Here is a 23,919-nt window from a genome sequence, read left to right on the forward strand (position 1 = left end):
ACGGCGGGTTGCGGCCGTCACTGCTGTCGTTGTGGCCGGTGCGCTGCTCCAGGCCAACCCGGCACGGGCGGAGCAAGCCAAGGCCGAGCCGCTGAAGCCGCACGCCGGCCAGTCGATCGGCGGCAAGCCGGTCAAGGCGATGCCGAGCAAGGTTCCGGCCACGAAGACGACGCCCGCGCGGGCCCCCAAGTGGCCGGCCGCCGCGACCTCGGTCATCGACCTCGCCGCTACCGGCAGCTTGAGAGCACTGGCAAAGAAGGCCGACTCGTCCCCAATCTCCGTGCGCAGCGCCGACAAGAAGCCGAAGAAACTCTCGGTGGACGTGCTCGGCAGGGCAGACGTCGCCAAAGCCCACCGCGACGTGGTCGTACGGATCAAACCGAACGACAACGGATCCGTCGGCAAGGCTGTCGTCAGGGTCGACTACACCGACTTCGCCGACGCCTACGGTGCGGACTGGTCCGACCGTCTGCGTCTGGTGTCTCTGCCGCCCTGCGCCCTCAACACGCCCGACGCCTCCGGTTGTGGCGCTACGCCGTTGGCCTCCACCAACGACGGTACGTCGGTCTCGGCGGCGGTCTCGGTCAGCGCCGCCGGGTCGGTGGTGGCGCTGGACGCCGCGCCCGCCGGAGGCTCCGGGGACTACGCGGCGACCTCCCTGGCATCGTCGGCCACCTGGAACGCCGGGGGCTCCAGTGGCGCCTTCACCTGGTCGTACCCGATGGCGGTGCCGCCTTCTCTCGGCGGCCCGGCGCCGAGACTGTCGCTCGGATACTCGTCGCAGGCCGTCGACGGCCGCACCGCCGTCACCAACAACCAGCCGTCCTGGATCGGGGAGGGCTTCGGCCTCGAACCGGGGTTCATCGAACGGCGCTACGTCGGTTGTGCCGATGACAACGACGATGACGACCGCAAGGGCAACAACACCACCGACACCGGCGACCAATGCTGGGGTACGGACAACGCCACGCTGTCCCTCGACGGTGTGGCCGGCGGCGAGCTGATCTACAACTCCACCGAGAAGCGCTGGCACACCCGTACCGACGACGGCACCCGCATCGAGCGCCTTTACAACGCCACCAACGGGGACAAGGGCGACAGTGACGAGAAGGCCGGCGCTCTGGGCGAGTACTGGCTGGTCACTGCCACCAACGGGACGAAGTACTACTTCGGCCTCAACCGGCTGCCGGGCTGGACGGCGACGGCCGCCGAGACCAAGTCGGTCTTCACCGCGCCGGTGGCGGGCAACCAGAGCGGTGAGCCGTGCAACAAGACGGCCTTCAAGGACTCGTTCTGCGACCAGGCCTGGCGCTGGAACCTCGACTGGGTTGTCGACCCGAACGGCAACGCCGAATCCTTCTGGTACTCGCCCGAGACCAACAAGTACGCGCGCAACTCCAACACCGATGTCTACCCGTACGTCCGCGGCGGCAACGTCACCCGTATCGACTACGGCCAGGTGTCCTCGAACGCGTACGCCAAGGCGCCGATGAGCGTCGCCTTCGCGACCGCGGACCGGTGCCTCACCTCCTGCACCGAAAAGGCCAACTGGCAGGACACCGCCCTCGACCAGGAATGCACCGGCACCACCTGTACGCAGCACGGCCCCACGTTCTTCACCAAGCGACGGCTCGCGAGCGTCACCACCCAGGTACTCAAGCCCGGGACCACCACGTACCGCAACGTTCAGCGGTGGACGCTGACCCACACGTGGCCCGACCCGGGTGACGGAACTCGCAGAGGCATGTGGCTGTCCACGATCAGCCACACCGGCTGGGACGCGGACAATGTCGCCACCTCGGTGCCGGACATCACGCTGGTCGGGACGCCGATGGACAACCGCGTGGACACCGCGCTCAGCAACGGCCTGCGGCCGATGCGCTGGTACCGGATGAAGACGATCTACACCGAGACCCGGTCGACGATCGACATCAACTACCTGCCCAAGGACTGCACCGCAGGTTCCACCCCTGACCCGGCGACCAATACCAAGCGGTGCTTCCCCGTACGGTGGGCGCCGCCGGACCTGGGCGACACGCCCGGCAAGGAGATCACTGACTGGTTCCACAAGTATGTGGTCGACAACGTGCGGGAGAACGACACCAAGAGCCCTCTGGAAGGGTTTCCCCTCAGCGTTCTGACCAGCTACAAGTACGACAAGCCGGCGTGGCGTTACGCCGACGACGACGGTCTGACCAAGGACAAGTACCGGACCTGGTCGCAGTGGCGCGGCTACGGCCTGGTCAGCGTCATCAAGGGAGAGGACGGCGACCGGACTCGGGTCGACACCCGCTACTTCCGTGGCATGGACGGTGACAAGTCGAGCCGGACGGACACCGTCGGCACCAAACGAGCCGACGTCACCGATTCCAAGGGCAAAGCCACCATCGTCGACGCCGACGACCTGAACGGCCAGGTCCGCGAGACGATCGTGTACGACGGGCCGGACGGTGCTCCCATCAGCGGCACCATCTCCGATCCCTGGCTGGGAACGATCACCGCCACCCACAAGATCGGCGACGTGCCGGTCAACGCGCGCTACGTCGATACCGCGGGCGTGTGGAACTGGACCGCGCGGGACCAGAACCGCTCGGACACCTGGACGCACAGCACCACCTCGTACGACAAGTACGGCATGCCCACGGCGGTCTCCGATTTCGGGGACACGGGCAAGCCCGGTGACGAACGGTGTGTGCTCACCGACTACAGCCGTGACGACGGCGCCGCCTGGATGATCGCGTTCCCTTACCAGGTCCGTACCTTCGCGCTGCCGTGCAGTGAGGCCACCAAAGCCGGCCGGGTCATCGACCGCGACGAGGTGCTCGGGGCCACCCGGACCAGCTTCGACGGCAAAGGCCCGGGCGAGGCACCCACGAAGGGCCTGACCACGACGACGGAGGCCTTGGAGGACTGGAAGAACAACGAGCCGGTGTATTTCAGGACCGGCAGGACGCAGTACGACGTTCACGGACGGCCCCGGTTCTCCTGGGACGCCGAGGAACACAAGACCGAAACCAAGTACACCCCGGCGACCGGGGGGCCGCTGACCCGCGTCGACGCGGTGAACCCGCTCGGCTGGACCTCGTACACCGCGATCGACCCGGCGACCGGAGCGACCACCCTGTCGCACGACGCCAACGGCCGGGACACGGAAACCCTGTATGACGGCCAGGGCCGCCTGGTCAGCGTCTGGAAGCCCGGTCGCAGCCGCGCGGACCAAGACGTCCCCGACTTGCACTACACGTACGCGCTGAACACCGACAAGGCCAGCGTCGTCCAGACGGACACCCTGAACGCGGCAGGCAAGATCACCACGACGTACATGTTCTTCGACTCCCTGCTGCGCCCGGTCCAGCAGCAGGTGCCGGCGGCAACGACGGGCATGCTCGTCAGCGACACCTTCTATGACACCGCTGGCCGGGCGAACGTCAGCTACGGCCCCTACTGGGTCGACAACAAGGCGGCTTCCAACGTTCGCTGGCAGCCCCCGATGCCGGCGGGACGCGACAACGTCCTCTCCTGGTCGAAGACGCTCTACGACGGCGCCGGTCGTGAGACGAACAAGATCCTGTTCTCCAAACTGGCGGAGAAGTGGCGCGCGGCCACCGTCTACGGCGGCGACCACGTGGACACCACGCCTCCCGAGGGCGGCACCACCGAGTCCAAGTACGTCGACCCGCTCGGTCGCACGACGGAGATCCGGCAGTACAAGGGCCGTGACGTCGGCGGCGCCTACGACCGGACGAAGTACGAGTACAACGCCAAGGGCCAGCTCACCCGGGTGATCAACCCGATGAACACGGTCTGGGCGTACGGCTACGACGTCCAGGGCCGGCAGAACTACACCAAGGACCCCGACAAGGGGGAGACCACCACCGCGTTCGACAAGCTCGGCCGGGTCCTGACCACGACCGATGCCAAGAAGCAGGTCCTGGCGTACGAGTACGACACGCTGGGCCGCAAGACCGGGCTGTACAAGGACTCGTTGCAGGGCACCAAGCTAGCGGACTGGAAGTACGACACCCTCGCCGGCGGTCTCGGCGTGCTGGCCGCCAGCAACCGCTACGTCGACGGCAAGCTGGACAAGCCGTACACCACCGCGACGCTGACCCTCGACGCGACCACCGGACTGCCGACGAAGACGGCGGTCACCATCCCTGACACGGAGAAGGGCCTCGCGGGTACCTACACGTACCAGGCGCGGTACGCGGTGGACGGCACACCCAAGGTCAGCCAGCTGCCCGCCATCGGTGGCACCGCCGGCGTCGGCACCGAAACCCTCACCACGGGTTTCAACGACCTCGGAGCGGCCACGACGCTGAGCACCACGATCGGCGGCTCGCTTGTCCCAGCGGTCCAGTTCACCGAGTTCGGCGAACTGTCCACCACCGTCTTCGGCGCCAGCGGCGGCAAGTCTCTGCAGGTCATCAACGACTACGACCCCAGCACACGCCGGCTCAAGGCCACCCAGGCATTCCGCGAAGTGAACCCGTCGGTCGTCTCGTGGAAGGAGTACTCGTACAACAACGCCGGCAACATCACCCGTACCGCGGAGAAGGCAGCCGTCGCGGGCGTAGAGACGCAGTGCTGGCGGATGGACTATCTGCTGCGGCTCACCGACGCCTGGACGCCCAAGGACGGCGACTGTGACGCCGATCCGTCGCTCGACCGCCTCGGTGACAGCACGGCCACCCCGGCTCCGTACTGGACGTCATGGTCGTTCAACGATGCCGGGAATCGCACCCAGCAGGTAGAGCACAAGACAGCGGTCGGCGAGCGTACGACGACGTACGAGTACCCGGCGCCGACCGAGGCCCACCCCCACTTCGCCACGGGAACCACGACGGTGGGCAGCGCGGGCACCAGCAACACTGCCACCTACCAAGCCGATGAAGCGGGCAACACCCAGCAGCGTCCGACGGCGAAGAACGGCCAGCAGACCCTGGCTTGGGACATCGAGGGCCACCTCGCATCCGCAACGGACTCGACAGGCACCACGGCGTATGTGTACGACGCCGACGGCAACCGGCTCATCACCAAGGAACCGGCTTCCAAGACGCTGTACCTGCCCGGCCAGGAACTCGAGGTCGACAACAACGGCGCGGTGAAGTCCTGCACCCGCTACTACTCCTACGGCGGCAAGACGGTCGCCCAGCGGACGAACGCGGGCCTGACCTGGCTGGTCAGCGACACCCAGAATACGGCCTCGATCAGCATCGACGCGGTCACCCAGCAGGCCACCGTCCGGCACCTCACCGCCTACGGCGAAGAACGCGACGGCCAGGCCGGCTGGGTCAACGACAAGGGTTTCCTCGGCAAGACGCTCGACAACACCGGCCTGACCCACATCGGCGCCCGCGAATACGATTCGGCGATCGGCCGCTTCATCTCGGTCGACCCGGTCATGGACGTCACCGACCCGCAGATGATGCAGGGCTACAGCTACGCCAACAACTCACCGGTCAGCTTCGCCGACCCGTCCGGAATGACCCTCGGCCCCGTGGACTGCACGACGGGCGGCGGGTACGCATGCACCGGAAACGAGGGAACCGGCAGCTCCAACGGCGCCAGCGCGGGCATGGGCGGAACCAGCGAAAACGCCGGCAACGGCGGCAACGGCGGCAACGGCGGCAACGGCGATTCTGGTGGAACCGGCGGATCCAGCGGCAACGGCAATTCCGGCGGCAACTCGTCGTCCGGCAGCGCCAAGCCGAAGAAATGCAACTGGTGGTGCAAATCCACCAACTGGGTCTCGGACCACAAAGCCGACATCGCCGGCGTCGTGGTGGGCGCTGTCGTCGGCGTCGGCTGCGGTGCGGCGATCGGCTGGACCGGCGTCGGTGCCGTCGGCTGCGGCGCCCTGGCCGGTGCCGCCGGATCCATCACGCACGACCTGGTCGAAGGCGGCCACAGCGTCGGTGACATGGCCGGCAACGCCCTGCTATCCGGTGCTATCGGCGGTGTCACGGGCGGCCTTATGTCGGTCGGCGGATCAGCCTTGAGCGCTGGCGTCCGAAGTCTCGTCGGCGGCCAAGGAGCACAGATCGCGCGACAGGCCGCTTCGAGTGCTGCCAAGGCGGAAGTACGGAACATCGCTAGCGGCATCACGAAGGGAGTGAGCAACGGCGCCAAGGCCGTGAAGTCCCTCTTCACGAGAGGCTGCCACAGCTTCGCTCCCACGACGCCGGTACTGATGGCGGACGGCTCGGTCAAGCCGATCGCTGAGGTGGCCGAGGGTGATGTCGTCGTCTCCACGGACCCCGAGACCGGCGAGACCGCCGACGAACCGGTCGTGGAACTGCACGTCAACCACGACACCGAGCTGACCAACGTGACGGTTTGGACCTCGGGCTCCGGGCCGACCACGCTGCACACCACGCAGAACCACCCCTTCTGGAGCATCAACCGCCAGGACTGGGTCGACGCGAAGGACCTGCTCCCCCGAGAACGCCTGCAGACAAGCGACGGCGCGATCGTCGCAGTTCTGCGAGTACACAGCTTCGTCGGCGCGCGCGTCATGCGTGACCTCACGGTCGACCGCATCCACACGTACTATGTGCTCGCCGGCAATACGCCGGTACTTGTGCACAACTGCGGATTCTCGGATCGGGCGAGCCAAATCCATGCAGTGGAACCCGACGAGTACGTCCGAAATAACATCAGCACGGTAGCCGTGGTCCGGGCGCGGACACCTCGCGGAGATGTTGATGTGATCGCCGGTTCTGGAGATGGCCTAACTCCAGCTCAGATGTCTGTTCCACTCCGGCGTGGCGAGATGCATGCTCCGAACATTCCAGGCACGCATGCCGAACAGAATGCTGTCCTGTTCATCAATGAGCAAGGGTGGACGCCGGTCGCGGGCGGAACGTCGAGAAATGTGTGTCTGTCGGTCTGCGCTCCATGGGTTCGGGGCAGCGGGGGAAGAATGATGGGCAATGTATATCCTGGCAGCGGAGTTACTACGACGCGTCAGAGGAGCTTCGAATGGTAGTTGACGAGGAGACCGCTCGCGCGCTTCGCGAGGGCGACGGACATTTGGCGCGAGTCTTCGCAGCGAGTTGTGCGGAGCGGCTGGTGCAGGTCTTCTGTGCTCTTCGGGCAGACGACCCCAGCCGATCTGATGACATCGCCTTCGTCGTCGATACCCTTGAGGGCTTGTGGGATTTGGCAAATTCGACGGGCTCTTTCGATGAGCGGCGTGAGCATTTGCTGTCTTTCCCTGAACTCCAGCCGAACGAATTGGGGTTCACACAAATCGCCGATATTTACTCTTTCTATGGATGTCTTGTTCTAATGTACGCGACGAAGTGCGCTGCGGCCGGAGGTGACGGTGAAGCTGCTGTTAGTTGCGCACATGCATCGCTAACTGCCATGGGGCAGCTCGACCAGAACGCGACTGACTCGACGAATTTTATGAATGAGAAGGCCCGGCAGAGGGCAGTGGTCCTTGGGATTGCGAACGGAATTCCACCCGCCCGGATTCGTGGTGATGACCGCATTGCGGCGCAACATTTGGTTGAAGTAATTCAAGGCAGGATGCACGGGAATTCAGGAGGCTGGAGCGGTTTCGGAAGGTAACTGGAGGGCGATTTCAGGCGGCCGATGGATTTCCCTCTACGAGTTCGGCGAACATCTCGGAGGGCTGCTGATCCGGGCTGGTCTTGCCGGGCAGCCGGTGGGCGGTGCTGGGCCGGTCCAGTAGTCCGGCGTCACCTTCGGCACGGCAGCGGGCCAGCCATTTGTATCCCGTCTGCCGCGAGCAGCCGAGTTCCTTGACCACGTGCGCCACAGGGCGCCGGTCATCCACGACACGCGGGATGAGCAGCCGCCGGCCGTGCACGGTCAGTCGGCGTCCGCCGTGTCGAGACCGACCGCTTCGGCCAGTTCGTTGGCCGTCATGCGCCGGTCGGCGGCGGCGCGGCCCCATCGGTCGAAGCGGATGCCTTCCGCTTCGAGGACCGTCTTGGGGTCGTCCTGGCGTTCCGGGTCGGGCCAGCGGAATTCCGGTGAGATCGCGCCGTGCAGTTTGAGGACCCGGTGGGCGTTCGGGACCTGGACGGCGGCGAGGCGGGCGCCGACCGCGACCTGGTGGGAGCCGATGACCTCGGCCACGTCGGAGTAGCTGGTCCATCGTCCGGCGGGGATGCTCGCGAGGACCTGGTTCATGAGCGACCAGCGGGGGCTCGGAGGTGTGGCGCCGACGGTCTCGTCGGGGCCGGGCCAGATCTTGATGATGCGTTCGGCGAGGGCGCGTCCGCGGGCGTGGATTTCCGGGCGGCCCCAGCGTTCGGCGCGGGCGAGTTCCCGGTTCATGGCGAGCCCGCTGTCGGCGAGGATCTGCTTCTTCGCGGCGAAGCCGTCGTTGGACAGCTTGGAGTTGTAGGCGGTCAGGCTCAGGTTGCCCAGCGTGTGTACGAGCGAGCTGTGCAATTCCTCCACGGTTTCGCCGTCGCGCAGATCGGCGAGCAGCATCTCGTTCCACTCGTCGGTCGGGGACTGCGGCAGTACGTGTTCGATGGTGACCTTGGCCTTGTCGAAGTCGAGGGGTTCCCCGTGGCGGTGGTCCTCCTCGATGCAGCGCAGGACGTACGCGCGCTGAGGCCCGCGGCCGAGCCAGTAGAAGCTGTTGACCAGTACGGCGTCTCGCACGTGCTGGTCGGTGGGGAAGCGTTTCCGGGGGCCCGACAGTGCACGGACGATCGCCTTCGCCGAGGGCACCTGGTCGCCGAGGTCCTTCACCAGCGACATCATCAGCCGGTTGTTGTTGGAGCTGGAAAGACCGACGAGGGTACGCCGGACCAGGTAGCTTTCGACGACCCGCAGGGCGGCCGCGGCCTCCTCAGCGGTGAGCCGGCCGGCATGGTGAGCGAGAAGGACGTGCAGAGTGACGGGGTGGACCACGGCGACGCCCCAGCGGTCGAGCCGATCGAGCGCTTGACGCAGCTGGGGATCGGGCTCGCGCCGCGGGTCGAGTATCTTGCGGAACAGCCGGGCCTTGTGGTGCAGATCGATGATCCACTTCTCGATCGCCGGCTCGTCGGGCAGGTGCTTGAGGCGCTCCTGCTGGGCCTGGTAGATCGACTCCTGGGTGGCCCGGTCGTCGCCGCGGAGCACGAGGTCGAGCCAGACGAGTTGCTCCAGTTGCCTGTCGGTCAGCAGCTCCTGCAACGGCAGCCACTGGCGTTCGTAGACGTCGTCCCCTCTGGCCGGCAACCGCATGAACAAGTAGTTGCGCAGCAGGTCAGCCTGGGTGAGTGGCTGGCCGGTGTAGTTGAGGGACTCGAAGATCCGATGCACGTTGTCGTCGGCGTGCGCGGCGATCTCGACGATGCTCAACTGCCCGGCGACCGCCTGCTCCATCCGGGCAACGTCCTGTTCGTCGTCGGGGTCGTCCGCCTGGAGCAGCGCCGCCCTGAAATACCGGTACGCCTCACCGATGCGGTCCTCGCCGCCGGCATCGGGCGCGCGTTCGATCAACCCGATCCAGGCCGCCCGATCGGCTTTGGTGGGCAGCAGCGTGTAGCGCTCGGCGCCGGAGGCGTACTTGTTGAACAGATAGAGATCGTCGATCTTGGCGGCGAGCTGCTGGTCGGTGTCCCGGACGTGATCCCGGATGGCGCAGAGCAGGATCCCCAGGGTCGTCAGCCGTTGCTGTCCGTCGACGACAAGCCACGTCTGCACGCCGGCCGGCGTGTTCGTGGGCGACGGGGCCAGCACGACCGAGCCGAGGAAGTGGGAGTGCGTGCCACCGGCCTCGACCACCCGCATGAGGTCGGCCCACAACTGCGCCAGATCACGACGCTTCCAGCTGTATCGCCGCTGGTAGAGCGGGACGACGTACTGCCGCTCGCCTTGGAGGAGATTGCGAATGGTCGTCTCGTTAGCCTTCACACGTACTCCTGAGGCCGCACCTGAACGCGTAGTCCACATCAGAGTCGTGCCGCTTGTCCATCCCCGAGGTGGTCGACCGGTCCACTGTGGTCGCTACCCATCGGTAAGATCCCTCCCCGGGCAGTGATGCTCGACGATGCGTGTCGCGCCCGGGACGCTTTTTTGCAGAGCTCAGGGAGGGGTAGGCGTGCGCCGGATCTGCCTGACCGTGCCGACCAATAGGGAGTGCTCGGCGACGTTGGCCGAAGTGTCGGAGGAGGCGCGTTATGCCGCCCGGCATTTCGATGTCGAGGTCCATCTTCTCGTCCTCGACTCGTCGGAGCATTTCGCGGCGCACGCCGGGGTCCTGAGCGGCCTGGACAACGTCTGGCATCTCGATGAGGCGGCGCAGCGGGCCTTCCTGCAGCGGGTCATCGGGCGTTCCGGGGTCGCGAAGCCGGATCTGGTTCTCGACCTGATGCTGCCGGACGGTCTGTCCTACGGCGCGTGCACCAACCGGGCGTTTCTCATCGCCGTCGCGCTGGGCTGCGAGTCGGTGCATCGGCGGGATTCGGATCTGTACTTCCAGACGTACGAGGGAAGCAAGGTCTTTCCGATCCACGCCGAGTTGCTGGCGCTCGGCAGGCCCGCGCGCGACGCCGTGGCCGTCGAGGATCGGCTGGATCCGGCGTTGCGGGACCGGCGCGTGGCGATGGTCGGCGGGTCGTTCGTGGGCGAGATGTCGGTGGATATCGCCGGCGTGCGGGACCACGACGCGTATTTCGACCTGGTCAGCCTCTGGGCCGCGGACGGCACCGGCGAGGCGGAGAAACGCGCCCTGGTCGAGGAGTCTTTCACCGGCAGCGAGCCTTTCGACGGCGACCGGTCCGTTCTCGCCGTGGTCGATCCGATGCGGGTCGACATGCACAACATCAGCTTCTACGGGCTGCACGAGCGGGTTCCGTTGCCGCCGGCGCTCGACACGATCGGCAGCGACTACTTTCTCATCCACGTGGCGGACAAGGCGCGGCTTCCGGGGGTGTGGCACAACCGGCACATCGTCAACTTCCACACGCCGGAACGGAAGACCGACGCCGGGTTCCTCGCGTACCAGATGCGATTCGCCAAGTTCATTCTGTCGATGTACTACTTCCATTTCATCTACGAGCGGATGGCGAGCGACGACCCGGCCGTGATCGCCGCGATCGTGCGAGACAGCACGTGGCAGGACCGCGGGGCCAACGAGGCGAAGGTGCACCGCCTGGAGGCGGCCTATCGCCGGCTCGGCGGCCGGTTCACCGCCGTCGCGGACCGGATCGCGGAGCGCCGGGAGCGTCTGCTCCTCGAAGCCCGCCGGGACATCGACGACTTCGCCTTGCTGATCGACGCGTGGGCGCCGCTGGTCGAGGCGGCCCGGGGCACGCGGGTCGGCGATGCGTGAGCGGCCGCACGTACGGTCGGCCCTCGCGGGCGCGGACCGCGACCGGATCATCTACGACCTGACCGGCATCGACCGGCAGTACGACGTGCTCCGCCGCGAACTGCCCGGCGTCGAGGTGCGGTTCGCGATGAAGGCGTGCCCGGTGGACGAGGTGCTCGCGTCCCTGGCCGACCGGGGTGCGGGGTTCGACGCGGCCAGCCCGGGGGAGATCAGGCAGGCGCTGCGGACCGGGGTGGCGCCGCGGCGCATCCATTACGGCAACACGATCAAGTCCGACGCCGAGATCGCCGACGCGTACGCGCTGGGGGTCACCACGTTCGCCACCGACAGCGTCGAGGACGTCCGGGCCATCGCCCGGCACGCGCCCGGCGCCCGGGTGTTCTGCCGGCTGTCCACCAGCGGCGAGGGCGCCCTGTGGGGGCTCACCGCCAAGTGCGGCACCGAGGATCCGGTGCCGGTCCTGGAGGAGGCGCGGCGGCAGGGACTCGTTCCGGCTGGGCTGTCGGTGCACGTCGGGTCGCAGCAGATGACCGTACGCGCATGGGAACGTGCCCTCGGTGACCTTGCCGCCGTCCTTCCCCGGCTGAAGGATCTGGAATTCGTCAACCTCGGGGGCGGCCTGCCGGCCGAGGGTTACCTGGACCGCGCCGGCGCCCCGATGACGCCGCCGACCGCGGAGATGTTCGCCGCGATCCGGGCCGGCCTGCGCCGGCTGCGCGAGGTGGCGGGCGGTGAACTGGACTTTCTCGTCGAGCCGGGACGGTACCTGGTCGCCGATCACGGCACGATCCGCGCGCACGTCGTGCGCCTGACCGTACGCCGGCAGCCCTGGCTCTATCTGAGCTGCGGCCGGTTCAACGGGCTCTACGAGGCGGACCAGATCGGGTACCGGCTGGAGTTCCCGACGCGGTCCGGCGGCCGGACCGTGCCGGCGGTGGTCGCGGGCCCGACCTGCGACAGCGACGACAATCTGGGGACGGCTCCGACGCCGGTCCCCGCCGATCTCGCCTCGGGCGATCCGGTGTGGATCCACGGCGCGGGTGCCTACGCGATCAGCTACATGACCCGGGGCTTCAACGGCTACGACCCACTTCCCTGCATTTCCGTACGCGCAGAGCACGTGCGCCCCATCACCCCCGGCGACTGGAGCTCGATCGCCGAGCTGGAGGCCGGCGCGTACACGGCGAAGGGGCTCTCCGAGGACCGCGCCGTGCTCGAGTCCCGGGCCCGCAGCTCACCCTCGACGTCCTTCGTGCTCGACACCGGCGGGCGGGTCGGGGGCTACGTGCTGGCGCTGCCGTACCCGCCCCGGCGGTTCCCCCAGCCGGACCGGCCCGAGCACGCCGTCCACCGATCGTCCAATCTGCACCTTCATGACATCGTTGTCGACGACCGCCTCCGCGGCCGTGGGTGGGCCAAGCGCATGCTGCGGCACCTCACAGACACGGCACGATCTTCGGAGTACGAGCAGATCTCGCTGATCGCCGTCGGCGGCACCTCGGGCTTCTGGTCCACGCACGGCTACCGTCCCCACCCCGAGGTCGACGTGCCGCCCGGGTACGGCCCGGGCGCCGTCTACATGTCCCGCCCGATCACCGACGGAAGCTGAGAATCCCCATGCCTCGTCCGAGCGGCTTCCGCCGGTCCCAGCTCGCCATCGCCGGGCTGTTCTGCTTCCTCGGCTTCCAGTACTCCACCTGGGCCGCCCGCATCCCGGCCCTCACCGACCGGCTCGATCTCTCCGCCGGCGAGGTGGGCGTGCTGCTGCTCGCGGCCGGCGTCGGGGCCGCGGTGTCGTTCCCCCTGGTCGCGAAGCTGATGGCGGTCCTCGGCTCGCGGCGGCTGGCCGTGGGTGCCGCCCTCGTGCTGGTGGCGGCGCTCGCCGGTCTCGTGGCGGCGCCGAACTATCCGACGGCGCTGGTCGTCCTGCTGGTCGACGGCGTCGCGGTCGGCTGCCTGAACGTGGCCATGAACGCGCAGGGTGCCGCGCTCGAGGCCGCGTACGAGCGCAACACCATGGCGAAGCTGCACGCCCTCTTCAGCGGCGGCATCCTCGCGGCGGCTCTGATCGCCTCCGGGGTCACCGCGCTCACCGATGCGATCGTGATCCACTTCGGTGTCGCCGGGGTCCTGCTGCTGGTGCTCATCCTGGCGGCGCGACCGGCGCTGCTGCACCAGGACCTTCCGGCCCCGGAGAAGAAGTCCGAGGGCCGCCGGTGGGCCCGCCCGTCCAGGATCACCGCATTCCTGGGCCTGGCCATGGTGTTCGCCACGATCACCGAGGGCGCGATGACCGACTGGACGGCGCTCTACCTCAAGGATGTCGTCCACGCCGCACCGCACCTGCTGCCGCTCGGCATCGCGGTCACGTCGGCGATGATGGTGACCGCCCGGCTCTTCGCCGACGGCTGGCGCGCCCGGTGGGGCGACAAGCGGGTCGTCCTGACCGGTGCCACGCTCGCCGGCGCCGGACTCGGGGCCGCCCTGCTCACCGGCGGGGTCGTCCCGGCGCTGGCGGGCTTCGCGTGCGTCGGGCTCGGCATGGCGGCGGTCAGCCCCTGCCTGTACGTGGCCGCCGCGCGGGCCGGCTCGACGACCCTCACCATGGTCGCCGCGATGGGCACGACCGGGCTGCTCGCCGGCCCGCCCGCCATCGGGTTCATCGCCGAGAGCAGCGACCTGGTCCGGGGGATGGCGGCCGTGGTCCTCACCGCCTGGCTCGTGGTGCTCTGCGTGACCCAGGTACGCGCGTCCGAGCTCGGTACGACGCGGGAAACAGCCGCGGCCCGGGGTTAGCTCCGGGCCGCTTCGCTCGGATGGTCAGGCGGTCTGCTTCTCGTGGGCGCCCTCGGCGATCTCCTCGAGCATCTTGTCGCAGAACGCGGGCAGGTCGTCCGGGTTGCGGCTGGTGACGAGGCCCTGGTCGACGAAGACCTCCTCGTCGACCCACGTCGCGCCGGCGTTCGCCAGGTCGGTGCGGAGGCTGGGCCAGCTCGTGAGCGTGCGGCCGTCGACGACGCCCGCCTCCACGAGCGTCCACGGACCGTGGCAGATGGCCGCCACCGGCTTGCCCGCCGTGAAGAAGTCGCGGACGAAGCGGATCGCTTCCGGGTCGACGCGCAGGAAGTCCGGGTTGGCCACGCCACCCGGCAGGACCAGGGCGTCGTACTCGCCGGCGTCCGCGTCCTTCACCTGCTTGTCCACCGGGTACGTGCCGGCCTTGTCCATGTGGTTCACGGCCTGGATCTCGCCGCTCTTGATCGAGACCAGCTCGGCCCTGCCGCCCGCGTCCTCGACGGCCTTGCGGGGCTGCGTGTACTCGACTTCCTCCACGCCGTCGGTGGCCAGGAAAGCGACGCGCTTGCCCTTGATCGAGGTCGCCATGGTCGATTCCCCTGTTCTTTCGGCGGTGTTGCTCCGGTCAATAGGAGCGGTTCCCGGCCTGGGCGCGGGCAAACGTCGCGGCGCGGCGGTTCACCAGCTCGCCGCCGTACCAGGCACCGAAGACGGCCCCGGCGAGGGCGAGAATCTCGACGGCCAGCAGGCCACCGCCGGCCACCCGGTCCGGGGTGCGCATCCGCAGCATGAGAATGACCGCGAAGAGGATGAGGACGCCCATGTTGGCCAGGCTCTGCAGGACGCCGATGCGCTTCGCCGGGGTGCCGTTGCGCACGAACATCACGTCGATCGCCGTGGCCAGGGCGGCCAGGATGCCACCGACCAGGCCGGCGACGATGTTCCAGTACGCCAGGGCGCCCAGGATGTCCGGGCCGCCGAGCAGGTTGCCGATGTCGAAGAACACCGCCATCGCGAAGAGCCCGAGTGGGAACATCACGAGGACGGGCTGGACCGCCTGGCCGGCTATTCTGAGTCGGCTCTCCATGCTGGACCTCACCCTCCCCTGGCTGCCTCTTCGCTCGTTCGCGGTGGGCCTACCCGGTCGTTGTGTCGATGAAACGCATGGTGTTTCCGGTTACGTCCTTCGATGTGGACCTTGATCGCTAGGGTGTGCCGCATGGAATGGGTGGCAAGAATCCTGGTGGGCCTGGTGGCCCTCATCCACATCTACATTGTCGTGCTGGAGATGTTCCTCTGGCGGACAGAACGGGTGCGTGCCACCTTCGGTACCACCGCGGAGTTCGCCGCGGAGAGCGCCACCCTGGCCGCCAACCAGGGCCTCTACAACGGGTTCCTGGCCGCCGGCCTCATCTATGGTCTCATCGCCGACGACACCGCGTTCCCGGTGTTCTTCCTGTCCTGCGTCATCGTCGCCGGAATTTATGGCGCCGCGACGGTCAGCCGCAGGATCCTGTTCGTGCAGGTCGTCCCGGGTGTCCTGGCCCTGGCGGCGGTGCTGCTGGCCCGCTGAGCGACCTACACGGCTTGTACGCAATCTGCGATATAGCAGGTTGATGTGTGGCGGAGAGCCGTGTGGCGTGCTGTACTGAAGACAAGTTAAGTAGGGCGGAGCTGGAGCGAAACACGCAACGGCACCCGGCGGCAACCGGGTGCCGTTGTCGCCTCTGCAGCCCTGGAAGACACGAGCGAGGCGGGGAATTCTCTCTGCGCCAATGGTGGCTCGCCTTTCCTCTCCTCGCAAGGAGTCGAAGGGGGGAGTTCGTCATGCGCGTCTACTACCGTGGCCCCGACGCGATGGTGACCAGCGAACACTTCGTCCATCGCACCACCACGACGACCAAGGCCTTTCTCGTACGCGACCTGCGTAACGTCTGCATCGCCAGCGCCGACGGCGTACGTCCGCACTATGCCCTGCTGGGCGTCGGCGCGGCCCTGGCGCTGGTGACCGTCTGGCCGCTCGGAAAGGTCTCACCCCTGTACGCGATCGCGTTCCTGGGGCTGGTCGGCTTCGGTATGGCCGCCACCGCGCTCCTCTGGCGCGCCCGGCCGCGCACCTGGGTGCTGCAGGCGACCTACCGCGGCCAGGCCGTCGACCTGTACGGAGCCGTGGACGCGAGGGTGTTCAACCAGGTCAGCCGCGCTCTGCGGCGAGCCATCGAGGACGCGAGGCCGCCGTCGTCGTGGGACGACAACGCCGCCGCGTGAAGGTGCTTTCTCGCAATCTGCAAGGTGGCACCTTGAGAGGTAGCGATCAGGCTGGTGGCCATGCTTGACTGCTGGCATACCAGGGGCGGAAAAGCGAGGGGAGACGTCAGCAACGGCACCCGGCGGCAACCGGGTGCCGTCTTTGCCTCTCGTGCTTTCCGGTCCGTTTCAAGCGAGGCGGGAATTCTCTCCAGTCGCGACCGCGACGCCTTTCCCCTCTCGTGGAAGAGCATGGAAGGGAGTTCGCAATGCGTATCTACTACCGTGGCCCCGACGCACGCGTTACCGACCAGCACTTCATCCGGCGTACCTCGTCGGCGGAGGTCGTCTTCAGCGTCCGTGAGCTCCGCAACGTCGTCCGGGTTCAGGGCGGCCCCGCGGTCGAGCGCATGGGCGGCATCATCGTGACGGGCGCCGGCCTGGTCACCCTGACCGCGGCGAGCTGGTCGCTCGTCGGTCCCACGGCCGGATACGCGATGGCCGTGGTCGCGATCCTGATCGCCCTGGCCGTCGTGACGGTGACCCGCCGCAACGCGCGTCAGTGGCACGTGCGGGCGACCTACCGCGGCGTCGACGTCACCCTGTACTCGTCATCCGACCGGCAGATGTTCAACCAGGTGGCGCGCGCTTTGATGCGGGCCATCGAGGATTCCCGTCCCGTGCGTGAGACGCGCGGGCTGGCCGCGGCCTAGAGATCACCGAGAGTTTCAGACGTGTGACTTGTTTCTTTTCGGTGAACCTTCCACCGCCGCTTTCCCGTTCTGATAGGACAGTGAGTAGGCTGGCGCGCGACCTCGCTGGTGGCCTTCTGGCAACCAGCGAGGTGGCAGCTTCACGCTCCATCACCAACGACTTCAACGCTGAAGGACTCATGGCTGAGGGTGACTCGCCCACGGTGGCACGCAGGCGCGTGCGTCTCGTGCTGCGCGAGGCACGGGAGGCCGCGGGATTCACTCAGCAGGACGTCGCTGAGCAGATGGAATGGAGCCTGAGCAAGGTCATCCGGATCGAGAACGGCGACGTCACCATCGCGCCCAACGATCTGCGGCCACTGCTCACCTACCTCAACGTCAAGGACCGAGCGCAGGTCGCCGATCTCCTCGCCACCGCGAAGATCGCGCGGACGCGGCAACGTCAGGCCTGGTACCAGAAGCCTGAGTTCCGCGAGCATCTCACCGACGGACTCCGCCGGCTCATCGAATATGAGACCGAGGCGCTGTCGGTGCACAGCTATTCCGTGTTCCACATTCCGGGCACGCTGCAACTGCCGTCCTATTCTCGCGCGCTTATCAATATGTGGCGCGACGAGATGACCGACGAACAGCGTGAATACCGGCTCGAGGCGCGCAGGCTCCGGCACGAGGCGGTGCTGCAACGCATCGGGTCGCTGCGGATGACCGCGCTGCTGGACGAGTCGGTCTTCATGCGCGCCGTGGGTGGGCCCGAGATTTTCGCGGAACAACTGGAGGAGATCCTCCGGCTCGAGGAGCAGGACCTCGTCAAGATTCGCATGTTTCCGTTCACCGCGGATGCGGCACTCTCCTACAACGCGGGCTTCGACATCGTGTTTCTGGGCAGTGAGGACGAGGAGACCGAGGCCGGTGACAAGGTGAACGCGGTCATGTACCGCGAGACCGGCACCTCCGACGAGATCGTCGAGGACAAGGCTGTGACGACGCGACACTTCGATCGGTACAGAAAGCTCTGGGAAGCGGCTATAGATGAGGATGAAACTGTCGATTTCGTGAAGAAGCGCATCAGAGAGCTGCGCTGACGGCGGAAAAAATCTAGCAACTTTCCAGGGGTCGAAAGGGTTAGTCACTCGATAGCAACTCTATTCGGAAGGCTCCACAGTGAATCCCACTCAGACTGCCCAGTGGCGTAAGAGCAGCCGCTGCGGCACCAATGCCTGCGTCGAGGTCGCCCAGTTCCCGGACCGGGTCATGGTCCGAGACTCCAAGGACCTCTCCGTAGCGCCGCTCACCTTCACCCGGGATGAGTGGACCGCCTTCGTTCACGGCGTCAAGCGGAACGAGTTCGGCGGGGAATGACGTCGTCGGCTGCGTGCGGCTCCGGTCGTGCGCAGTACGGTGGGGATTCGGAACACGGCGATCGTCGGCAATACCTGCACGGCAGGACCAACGGCGCCTTTGGGCCTAATGCCGACAAAAGGCGAGTCCTGTCACGCTTTCACTCATCTTTCCTCCTGTGGGAGGAAGCTCCAGTCTCGTACCGTGGGTCGGGAAACCGTCACGGAGGAGCGAGTATGACCAACTCGACGGAGCACCCGGTCGCCTGGCGTAAAGCCGGCGGCTGCGGCAACACGACGTGCGTAGAGGTGGCCAAGGTCGGCGACGAGTTCTGGCTGCGTGACAGCAAGAACCCGGGGGTCGGACCCCTCCGCTTCACCCCGGCCGAATGGGCGGCGTTCGTCGAGGGAGTCGCCTCGGGGGAGTTCAGCTACTGAACTTTTTTCAACGTGGCGAGGCCGGCAGTGCCTCTACCGGTCGGCGGCGCGGCACCGTCGGGCTCGATGTCAGGTTGAAAAGGGTTCACCGGAGTTTTCGCACCCGCTGGGGTCTTCGCCGGAAGCCCGGTCCACCGTGTGGCCCGCGCGGCATACTGCCCAGGTGGACGACGGGAAGGGCGGGCCGGACCCGCACCGTGCGCTCCGGGCCACCGGCCGGGGACGGTTCCAGGTGCTCCACGACGCCGCCGAACGGTTGCTCGACGAGCTGACCGAGCGCTACGTCGCCGATCGGCGCGAGGCCAAGGAGCCCATCGGGCCGGAGACCGGCGCCGAGATCGTGCGTACCGTGCGGGTCGTCCCGCGGCATCCCGCCGCGGGGCCGGTGGCGATCACGTTCACCGACTTCCCGGGCATCGTGCTCCGGCTCGGCCGGTGGTTCGTGGAGCCTCTGCCCGCCTGCGGCTGCGACGCCTGCGGCGAGGACGCGGACGAGCTGGTCGAGGTCCTCCGCGCCCGAGTGGCCGCCCACATCGAGGGCGGCCTGTGGGAGCGGGTGCGCCGCGGCGTGACCGGATCGTGGTGCGAGACGCGCCTGATCGCGCCGGGATTCCGGATGAGCCGGCAGGTGGCCCTGGACAACCGGGAAGCCCGAGCCGCCCGCCGGGAGGGCTTCGCCGCGGCGGTGCAGTGGGCACCCTGGCCGCTGCGCCCACCCGAAGATGTCGGTGGCGACTGATAGACCGTACCCATGGATTGGGTACGGGCATTGACGACGCAACTGGACTTCTACTGGGAGACGAGCCTGCGTCCCCGCCTCGAGGGGCTGACGGACGAGGAGTTCTTCTGGGAACCCGTCGAGGGCTGCTGGTCGCTGCGCCCGGGGCCGGACGGCGACTACCGGCTCGACGGCGCGGAGCCCGAGCCCAGTCCGCCGCCGGTGACGACCATCGCCTGGCGCATCCTCCACATCGCCGTGGGCGTCTTCCACACCCGGGCGAGCACGTTCTTCGGCGACGGCCGGGTGCCGGCGGACGCCACGATGTTCGACCCCCGGCACTGGCCCGCCTCGCTGCCCGGCACGGCGGCCGGGGCGGTGGAGCTGCTCGAGTCGTCGTACCGGTGGTGGCGGGACGGGGTCGCGGGGCTGGACGAGGAGGGCCTGCTGCGACCGCTCGGGCCTCGGGGAGTGTTCTTCGCCGAGGAGCCGATGGCCATGCTGGTGCTGCACCTCAACCGGGAGACGTTCCACCACGGGGGCGAGATCGGGACGCTGCGCGACCTGTACCGCGCCACGGGCGCCCGCTCCCGCGACGATCGGCTGGTGGTGAGGTGAGGGGTCAGGCGTGGGTGGTTGCCGGGGTCGGTTCGTCGGCGGGGGCGGGTGACGGGGCGGTGGTGTCCGGCAGGGGGCGGATGGCGCCGGCTACGGCCATGGCTACGGCGAGGAGGACGGCCACCGCGGTCAGGGCCTTGAGGACGGTGATGTGATCGCCGAGGAAGCCGACGAGCGGCGGGCCGCCGAGGAAGGCGCAGTAGCCGATCGACGCGACGACGCTCACGCGCGGGGCCGCCCGGGTCGGGTCGTCCGCGGCGGCGCTCATGCCGACCGGGAAGCCGAGGGACGCGCCCAGGCCCCACACCAGCGCCCCGGCGAAGGCCGTCGCCGTGTTCGGGCCGAAGACGAAGATGAGCAGGCCGGTCAGGCTGAGGGCAGCCAGCGCGCGCACCACGGCGACACGTCCGTAGCGGTCGAGCAGGCCGGGGCCGAACCAGCGGCCCAGCGTCATGGCGGAGAGGAAGAGCGCGAAGCCGAGCGTGCCCGTGGTCGCCGTGACGCCGTGGCCGTCGATCATGGCGACGCTGATCCAGTCGATGCCGGCGCCCTCGGCGAAGGCGAAGGCGAGGACGAACAGGCCGATGAGCAGGGTGCGGGGCTCGCGCCAGGTGGCCAGCGTGCGCCGGAGACCGCCGTCCGGCGCGGGGTCGGGGTCGGCCGGGGCGGCGTGCGGGGTGGGGCCGGGTTCGTGCGGGGTGGGGCCGGGTTCGTGCGGGGTGGGGGCGGGGGGAGAGGGCTCGGCGTCGTCGCTGACGAAGGAGCGTACCGAGACGATCACGATGGCGGTTACGAGCACGGCCGAGGCGATCAGGTGGGCGGTCACCGGGAGGTGCAGGGCCACGGCTGCCGCTCCGGTGAGGGCGCCGGCGACCGTGCCGACGCTGTAGCCGGCGTGGAAGCGGGGCATGATCGCGCGGCCCAGCCGGCGTTCCACCACGGCGCCCTGGACGTTCATCGCCACGTCCCAGGCCCCGTTGGCGAAGCCGAAGAAGAACAGGCCCACGAGCACGGGCGGGACGCCGTACGGATAACCCAGCCCGACGATGACCAGCGCGAGCGTGAGCAGGGCCGCCATCGCCGTCACGGTGCGCCGGGAGCCGAAGCGGGACACCATCGAACCGGCCAGCACCAGCGACACGATGGATCCGGTGGCGATCGCCAGCAGCACGAGGCCGAGCCGCGACGGGGTCAGGTCGAGGCCGTCGCGCACCTGGGGGATGCGGGTGGCCCACGAGGCCATGGCGAAGCCGGCGCCGATGAAGGCCACGTAGACGGCGCGGCCGGCGGCGCGTACCGGGGGAGCGGGGGCGAGGACGGTCACGGGTGTGCTCCAAGGGGTGGCGCCGGAGGGACGAGGCGGTCGATGAGGGCGTGGGTCTCGCGCCGGGTCGCCCCGGAGGTGGTGGCCAGGACCTTGTGCATCACGAGGCCCTCGATCAGGGCGTCGACGCCGCGGGCCGTGGTGGGGTCGGTGAAGCGTTCGAGGACGGCGCGGCTGGTGCGCATCCAGGACTCGGTGACCTCGCGCAGCGCCGGGTCGCGCAGGGCGGCGAGGTAGAGCTCGTAGGCCACGGCCCAGTCGTGGGAATCCGCGTCGGCGTCGCTGTGGATCAGGTCCGTCACGGCCTCGATGAACTCGGCGCGGGTGCGTACCTGGGCGAACGCCGCCGCGTAGGAGCGGGACATGCGGTCCGCGTGCCGGCGGAAGGCCTGGGCCAGCAGGTCGTTCAGGCCGTCGAAGTGATAGGTCAGCGACCCCAGGGGTACGTCGGCAGCCGCCGCGATGCGCCGGTGGGTGGTGCCGGCGAGGCCGTGCTCGGCGATGATCTCCACGGTGACGTCGACGATCCGGGACTTGCGCTCGGGATCGTGCCGCCGGGCCGACCGCGCCGGGGCGGGCACGGCCGGGCGCGCCGCAACCGGGGGAGAAGCGGCGGGGAGCGGGCCCGCCGGGCGGGTCATGGCTCCACCTCGCGGACGATGCGGGCCGGGTTGCCGACCGCTACCACGTTCGCCGGGAGGTCGCGGGTCACGACGGAGCCCGCGCCGACGACGGTGTTCTCGCCGATTGTCACGCCCGGGAGCACTATCGCGCCGCCGCCCAGCCAGACGTTGTCGGCGATGGTGATCGGGCGGGCCGCCTCCCACTTGGCGCGGCGGGGGCCCGCGGCAACCGGGTGGGTCGGGGTGAGGAGCTGCACGTTCGGGCCGATCTGGACGTCGTCGCCGATGGTGATGCGGGCGACGTCGAGGCAGAGCAGGCCGAAGTTGGCGAAGGTGCGGGCGCCGATGAACGTCTGGTAGCCGTAGTCGCAGTAGAACGGCGGGCGGAGCTCGCTGTCCTCGCCGAACGCGCCCAGCAGCTCGGTCAGCACGGCACGCCGGCCCGGCCCGTCGGTGGGATCCATGGTGTTGTGCCGGTGTCTGAGCGCGGTGGCGCGCTCCATGTCCCGGAACAGCTCGGGGTCGTCGGCGATGTAGAGCTCGCCGGCGAGCATCCGGTCGCGCATGCTCGGCTCCGTCATGTGTACGAGCGTACATACTATGTGTACGCCTGTACACACCGGCGCTGGATAGACTCCGCTGGTGGTGGCGGAATGGGACGTGGCCGTGGTCGGCGGAGGTCCGGGCGGTCTGGCGGCGGCGCGGGCGGCGGCCGCGGGCGGGGCACGGACGATCGTGCTGGAACGCGCGGAACACCCGCGCTACAAGACCTGCGGCGGCGGCCTGATCGGCACCTCGCTGGCGCTCGCCGGCGCGGCGATCACGGTGCCCGCACGGGACGCGGTGGACGCGATCACGTTCACGGACCGGGGGCGCCGGGCGTTCACCCGGCGGGCGGGCCGGCCGTTGCTGACCATGGTCCGGCGCGACGACTTCGACCTCGCCTGGTACGGGGCCGCCGTCGGCGCGGGGGCGACCGTACGCCAGAACGCCCAGGTCCGCGCGGTCGACCAGGACGCGGACGCCGCGCGGGTGACGCTCGCGGACGGAGCGGTGATCACTGCCCGTACGGTGATCGGCGCCGACGGGTCCGCGGCGATCACCTCTCGCTACGTCGGCGTCACCTTCGAGCAGCAGGATCTGGGGCTGGAGGTCGAGCTGGCCGCCACCGCCGAGGACCGGGCCGCGTACCGGGGCCGGGTCTTGCTCGATTGGGGTCCCGTGCCGGGGTCCTACGGCTGGGTGTTCCCGAAGGACGACGAACTGACCGTGGGCGTCATCATGGCGAAGGGTAAAGGCGCCGAGACGAAGCAATACCTCTCGCGGTTCGTGGAGCAGCTCGGGCTGACCGGCCGGCGGGTGGTGCGCGACTCCGGTCACTTGACCCGCTGCCGTGATGCCGCCGCGCCGCTGCGTCGTGGGCGGGTGCTCGTGGTCGGCGACGCCGCCGGCCTGCTGGAGCCGTGGACCCGCGAGGGCATCAGCTACGCACTGCGCTCCGGCTCCTGGGCGGGAGAGGCCGCGGCGCGGGCCCGGACGCCCGAGGACCTCGCCGGGTACGAGCAGCTGGTCGCGGAACGGCTCGTGCCCGAGATGCGGGCCGGCCGCCGGCTGCTGCACGTGTTCTCCCGGCACCCCCGGCTGGTGCACGCGGCGATGCGGACGCCGCTGGGCTGGCGGGCGTTCCAGTCGTTCTGCCGCGGCGAGCTGTCGATGGCCGAGGTGCTGCACCGCAGGCCCATCCACCTGGCCGTGGCCGCGGTCGGCGGCCGGCCCTGAGAGAGCGACCGGTCC

At 68.6% G+C, this 23,919-nt stretch carries 20 protein-coding genes and 1 pseudogene; 14 read left to right on the top strand and 7 right to left on the bottom strand.

Going from position 1 to position 23,919, the window contains the following annotated elements; translation table 11 throughout:
* Positions 1-31 precede the first annotated feature (31 nt).
* Together CLV70_RS15045 and CLV70_RS39140 are read left to right on the top strand one after the other, a co-directional pair.
* Positions 32-6,991 (top strand): polymorphic toxin-type HINT domain-containing protein, encoded by a 6,960-nt coding sequence (locus tag CLV70_RS15045; protein ID WP_106127102.1) that lies wholly within the window; start codon positions 32-34, stop codon positions 6,989-6,991.
* Positions 6,985-7,578 carry a hypothetical protein gene (locus tag CLV70_RS39140; protein ID WP_146164067.1) on the top strand — a complete coding sequence of 198 codons (594 nt, stop codon included), beginning with the start codon at positions 6,985-6,987 and terminating at the stop codon, positions 7,576-7,578. The genes CLV70_RS15045 and CLV70_RS39140 overlap by 7 nt, the downstream gene beginning before the upstream one ends.
* Before the next feature lie 79 nt (positions 7,579-7,657).
* On the opposite strand, the pseudogene CLV70_RS15050 reads toward CLV70_RS39140, so the two are convergent.
* Both CLV70_RS15050 and CLV70_RS15055 read right to left on the bottom strand, forming a co-directional pair.
* Positions 7,658-7,846: pseudogene (locus CLV70_RS15050) on the bottom strand (leucine zipper domain-containing protein); the annotation flags it as partial.
* A complete protein-coding gene (locus CLV70_RS15055; protein WP_158277769.1) occupies positions 7,843-9,891 on the bottom strand; it encodes a GmrSD restriction endonuclease domain-containing protein in 2,049 nt (682 codons plus the stop codon). The gene CLV70_RS15055 and the pseudogene CLV70_RS15050, both read right to left, overlap by 4 nt.
* A gap of 187 nt (positions 9,892-10,078) precedes the next feature.
* Here CLV70_RS15055 and CLV70_RS15060 point away from each other — a divergent pair, with 187 nt between their 5' ends.
* The 3 genes from CLV70_RS15060 to CLV70_RS15070 are packed head-to-tail and all read left to right on the top strand — an operon-like array spanning position 10,079 to position 14,107.
* Entirely contained in the window at positions 10,079-11,311 is a 1,233-nt protein-coding gene (locus CLV70_RS15060; protein WP_211303764.1) for a DUF6271 family protein, read from the top strand.
* The gene (locus CLV70_RS15065) at positions 11,304-12,920 is read left to right on the top strand and encodes a GNAT family N-acetyltransferase (protein WP_106127105.1); all 1,617 of its coding nucleotides are present in this window, start codon (positions 11,304-11,306) and stop codon (positions 12,918-12,920) included. The genes CLV70_RS15060 and CLV70_RS15065 overlap by 8 nt, the downstream gene beginning before the upstream one ends.
* 8 nt (positions 12,921-12,928) lie before the next feature.
* Complete coding sequence (locus tag CLV70_RS15070) at positions 12,929-14,107, top strand: MFS transporter (protein ID WP_106127106.1); 1,179 nt, start codon at positions 12,929-12,931, stop codon at positions 14,105-14,107.
* A 24-nt stretch (positions 14,108-14,131) separates the two neighbouring features.
* Here the strand turns inward: CLV70_RS15070 and CLV70_RS15075 are convergent, their stop codons facing one another.
* Both CLV70_RS15075 and CLV70_RS15080 read right to left on the bottom strand, forming a co-directional pair.
* A complete protein-coding gene (locus tag CLV70_RS15075) occupies positions 14,132-14,695 on the bottom strand; it encodes a type 1 glutamine amidotransferase domain-containing protein (protein WP_106127107.1) in 564 nt (187 codons plus the stop codon).
* 37 nt (positions 14,696-14,732) lie between these two features.
* Positions 14,733-15,194: a DUF2231 domain-containing protein gene (locus CLV70_RS15080; RefSeq protein WP_106127108.1), complete on the bottom strand. Its 462-nt coding sequence runs from the start codon at positions 15,192-15,194 to the stop codon at positions 14,733-14,735.
* 132 nt (positions 15,195-15,326) lie between these two features.
* On the opposite strand from CLV70_RS15080, the gene CLV70_RS15085 reads away from it, so the two are divergent.
* The 8 genes from CLV70_RS15085 (at position 15,327) to CLV70_RS15120 (ending at position 20,178) form a co-directional block, all read left to right on the top strand.
* Positions 15,327-15,680 carry a DUF1304 domain-containing protein gene (locus tag CLV70_RS15085; RefSeq protein ID WP_106127109.1) on the top strand — a complete coding sequence of 118 codons (354 nt, stop codon included), beginning with the start codon at positions 15,327-15,329 and terminating at the stop codon, positions 15,678-15,680.
* Positions 15,681-15,934: 254 nt separating this feature from the next.
* On the top strand, positions 15,935-16,375 hold the full coding sequence (locus CLV70_RS15090) for a DUF6232 family protein (protein WP_106127110.1): 441 nt from the start codon (positions 15,935-15,937) through the stop codon (positions 16,373-16,375).
* Positions 16,376-16,623: 248 nt separating this feature from the next.
* Entirely contained in the window at positions 16,624-17,067 is a 444-nt protein-coding gene (locus CLV70_RS15095) for a DUF6232 family protein (protein ID WP_106127111.1), read from the top strand.
* Between the two features lie 80 nt (positions 17,068-17,147).
* Complete coding sequence (locus tag CLV70_RS15100) at positions 17,148-18,149, top strand: helix-turn-helix domain-containing protein (protein ID WP_245908234.1); 1,002 nt, start codon at positions 17,148-17,150, stop codon at positions 18,147-18,149.
* 79 nt (positions 18,150-18,228) lie between these two features.
* Positions 18,229-18,426, top strand: a complete 198-nt coding sequence (locus tag CLV70_RS15105; protein ID WP_106127113.1) for a DUF397 domain-containing protein — start codon at positions 18,229-18,231, stop codon at positions 18,424-18,426.
* Positions 18,427-18,641: 215 nt separating this feature from the next.
* Positions 18,642-18,842, top strand: a complete 201-nt coding sequence (locus CLV70_RS15110) for a DUF397 domain-containing protein (RefSeq protein WP_106127114.1) — start codon at positions 18,642-18,644, stop codon at positions 18,840-18,842.
* 136 nt (positions 18,843-18,978) lie between these two features.
* On the top strand, positions 18,979-19,581 hold the full coding sequence (locus CLV70_RS15115) for a DUF6226 family protein (RefSeq protein ID WP_281260457.1): 603 nt from the start codon (positions 18,979-18,981) through the stop codon (positions 19,579-19,581).
* 12 nt (positions 19,582-19,593) lie between these two features.
* Positions 19,594-20,178 (top strand): DinB family protein, encoded by a 585-nt coding sequence (locus CLV70_RS15120; protein WP_106127116.1) that lies wholly within the window; start codon positions 19,594-19,596, stop codon positions 20,176-20,178.
* A 4-nt stretch (positions 20,179-20,182) separates the two neighbouring features.
* On the opposite strand, the gene CLV70_RS15125 is transcribed toward CLV70_RS15120, so the two are convergent.
* The 3 genes from CLV70_RS15125 to CLV70_RS15135 are packed head-to-tail and all read right to left on the bottom strand — an operon-like array spanning position 20,183 to position 22,706.
* Positions 20,183-21,502 (bottom strand): MFS transporter, encoded by a 1,320-nt coding sequence (locus tag CLV70_RS15125; RefSeq protein ID WP_245908235.1) that lies wholly within the window; start codon positions 21,500-21,502, stop codon positions 20,183-20,185.
* Positions 21,499-22,143: a TetR/AcrR family transcriptional regulator gene (locus CLV70_RS15130; protein ID WP_106127117.1), complete on the bottom strand. Its 645-nt coding sequence runs from the start codon at positions 22,141-22,143 to the stop codon at positions 21,499-21,501. The genes CLV70_RS15125 and CLV70_RS15130 overlap by 4 nt, the downstream gene beginning before the upstream one ends.
* Positions 22,140-22,706: a sugar O-acetyltransferase gene (locus CLV70_RS15135; protein ID WP_106127118.1), complete on the bottom strand. Its 567-nt coding sequence runs from the start codon at positions 22,704-22,706 to the stop codon at positions 22,140-22,142. The genes CLV70_RS15130 and CLV70_RS15135 overlap by 4 nt, the downstream gene beginning before the upstream one ends.
* Before the next feature lie 64 nt (positions 22,707-22,770).
* On the opposite strand from CLV70_RS15135, the gene CLV70_RS15140 reads away from it, so the two are divergent.
* Complete coding sequence (locus CLV70_RS15140; protein ID WP_106127282.1) at positions 22,771-23,904, top strand: geranylgeranyl reductase family protein; 1,134 nt, start codon at positions 22,771-22,773, stop codon at positions 23,902-23,904.
* Positions 23,905-23,919 lie beyond the last annotated feature (15 nt).

It is taken from the genome of Pseudosporangium ferrugineum (assembly GCF_003002065.1).
Lineage (GTDB): Bacteria > Actinomycetota > Actinomycetes > Mycobacteriales > Micromonosporaceae > Actinoplanes > Actinoplanes ferrugineus_A.